Genomic DNA, 3,190 nt, shown 5'->3' with positions numbered 1-3,190 from the left:
TTTGTAACCACTCAACCACTACAGTGGTTTCCATCAATAATAATTATAATAAAATCAATTTGTTATTTTTAAATTGATGGACTCTGCTGTTGGGCATAAATTCTCCTACCCATAAGTTGATAAAGAAATATTATCTTTCATCAGCCTGCCTAATAGCAATGTCGATACAAAAGGAATATTAGATGCTTTCAGCATAGCCTTAGCAATGGTGACCTGGACATTATTTTTAGGCGCAAAGAGATAGAGGTTGCCCAATGCGGTTTTTGTTTTTCATTAAAAATGACTTTAGCTTATCTTCGTATTTTTGAAATGCCAATTCATAGTTACCATTTGCTTTATATAATTCACCCGCCAATACATAAGCCTCTATCATAGCTAATCCGCTTCCTTCGCCAGCAAGCAACGATGCACAAGCCGCTGCATCACCTATCAAGGCAACTCTATTTTTACTCCATTTATCCATATGAATCTGGCTCACCCGATCAAAATAAAAATCATCGGTATTATCCAAATTGGAAAGTGCTTTATTAACCTCTGGCCAACCCATATCACCATATATAGAGGCAAGTATTGTTTTGATATCGTTTTCATTTTGATGATCTGACTTTAGAAGCTCAGAACGAAATGTAAACAGAAATAATGTTTTATTATCTCGCAATGAAACTCTGGCTGCTTGTTTTGTAGGAACTGGACAAATCATATAAGTTAATTCATCTCTCGGCTCATAATTTGATAGTGTAAAAGCCACAACATAAGCGCCAATATCTTTTTCATAATGCTCAGATGATCCAAAAACATTGGAACGGATTTGAGAATGTAGCCCATCCGCACCAATCACAAGATCGAATTTTTCTTTCTGACCATTAGATATGCTTACTACAGCTGCATCATGGTGTTGCTCAACAGCAAGAATATGTTCACCAAACCTTATCTCTACGCCTGTATTTTTACAAGCATGATAAAGTGTTGCGGCCAAGTCGCTACGCCTAATGGTAAGAAAACGATTGTTAACAGCTTTTGTTAAAGCCATCGTGTTGATATTAGAATTTTTTGTGCCATTTCTATTTAAAATACATAAATTTTCAATGAGATAACCCTGTTCTTTTAATTCAGGCAATAGTCCCATTTTTTCAGCAATATCATAACCGGCACCCCAAAAATCTATCACGTACCCCCCTTTACGCAATGTAGGTGCTTTCTCAAATATAACTGGTTCATAGCCATATCTTTTCAGCCACCATGCCAATGTTGGCCCAGCGATTCCAGCTCCATTGATGGCTACCCTCATAATAATCCCTCTTTTTTAGAAAATTAGTAACCATTTGTATGAAATCATTGGTTATCTTTTTGCGATTTGCCTTAGGGATGTACTTTTTTATCTCATTGTAATCTCGTTTTTTGCACTCGTTAGGAGAATTTATCTTAAAGGTTTTGAAATAAAAACTTTTAGTATATTAACGAACATCATGATTCCCCAGATATAAGTAAATAGGGAATAAAATAAAAAATACAGTGCCCACATATAAATAATGTGAGCAGACATAAGATAGGGCGAAATGAGCATTAATAACAGTTGTTCAATAGCAAAGATCGCTGTAAGTAACCAAAGGCTGATAAAAAAGGCATTATTATATCTAAAAAAATAATGGGCTTTTGAATAAAAAACCAAAATTAAATTAAAAAGGCAAAACAACACAATAAAAAAGAGTGCTTTATTAACTAATTGTGGTTGATATTGCATTAGGGATAAAAATAATTCTAGAAATAATATCAACTGTAGCAGGAATAGCAAACCGCTATTCTTTATGGCGGCGCCTACGCTGCTTTTGCAGAAAAGAACCGATAATATCATATTCACTATATAGGCCTTATGATTACAGTAAAGTTTAGCGGCTGTGTATACATTAAATGGCAATATTTTGTTATGAATGGAAAATCTACAGTAAGATAGGGTATAAAAGGACCTGAATTGTTTGACTTCCAGTCATTGATATACCCTAATTTCTTATCGAAGCGTATTTTAAAATAATCAATATAATCGCAACTGCAACCATTAGCGCCACAATGTGGTATCTTTGATTTAATCAACTCGGTGAACAAGGCATGTATTGGTTGCTTTTCACTCAGCCACGACGGTATAAATTCACATCCTAAATGATTGCTTGTAGAAATATCAGTTTTCTCAATGGCTTTCGGTATTCCTTGATGTACCTTTACTGTATATATACAGTCACTATTATATTCTAATGTATAACTATCCAATTGTTGCGACTGCCATTTTCGAAAAAAAGCTCATAAGTATTTATCATATGGCTATGCATATATATTGAATAAAGAAAAAAGCAGTACCCGTGGATAAGAGTGTTATAAAAAAATAATAATTAGTTGCTGCTGCTTCCTCACCAGGAACCTCTCCATTTTCTTATTAATTTAGCAGTTTTTTGCTTTCTTGCAAAAAACAACAGATTGGTTCAAGGCTTGAATTTTGTATTCAACGATCAAAACACAAGCCTTGAACCCAACGAGGCATGGTTATCGGATAGCTCGCTTGATTGGATGATGAATGCTGCGATGAATTTGCTTGACGACAATTCACTCACTTACTTCTGAAAAAAATGGGGACTTTGGCATCTTGGAAAATTTTTTGTGGAACAATCAGTTAAACACGACCAAACCGTATTATATTATGTTTTCTTTGCTGCTAATTCTCTCGGATGATTTTGAGAGAATTAACCTTTTGATGTTCTCTGGTAGTCGCTTGAGGATTCTTTGAAATTGCTGCTGGTATAATGTTAAAAATATACACACTCCGCATGTCTTTATTGTTGCGGTGCGAGGCACATCGTGTAACAAAGCAATTTCACCAAAAAATCACCATCGGTTAATTTGGCTATACTTTTTCCTTATTTGTCTCATCCTGAACAATAACCTCAACGATGCCTGCTACGATAATATAAAGTTTTATCCCCCAGATCTCCCTCATTGAAAATAATCTTATTGGCTTCCGTGTGCTCAAGAACAAATTCCTCGGATAGAAGTTTAAGATTTTCGTCATCTAAAGACTCAAAAAGTGGAATTAATTTTAACCATTGCGGATCAATAGATACTTGATGACCGCTCGGGGATAATGTTACGCCTTGCTGCTTCGTTCGTATAACTTCGTATAATGTATGCTATACGAAGTTATTAC

General features: G+C 35.0%; 1 protein-coding gene. It reads right to left on the bottom strand.

Annotated features, from left to right (window positions below):
- Positions 1–226 precede the first annotated feature (226 nt).
- Positions 227–1,288 (bottom strand): FAD-binding domain, encoded by a 1,062-nt coding sequence (locus tag BN58_RS22555; protein ID WP_019216053.1) that lies wholly within the window; start codon positions 1,286–1,288, stop codon positions 227–229.
- Positions 1,289–3,190 lie beyond the last annotated feature (1,902 nt).

The sequence above is a fragment of the Legionella tunisiensis genome, assembly GCF_000308315.1.
Classification (GTDB): Bacteria; Pseudomonadota; Gammaproteobacteria; order Legionellales; family Legionellaceae; genus Tatlockia; species Tatlockia tunisiensis.
Note: the sequence above shows the minus strand (reverse complement) of the source record. Positions and strands in the feature narration are given on the sequence as shown.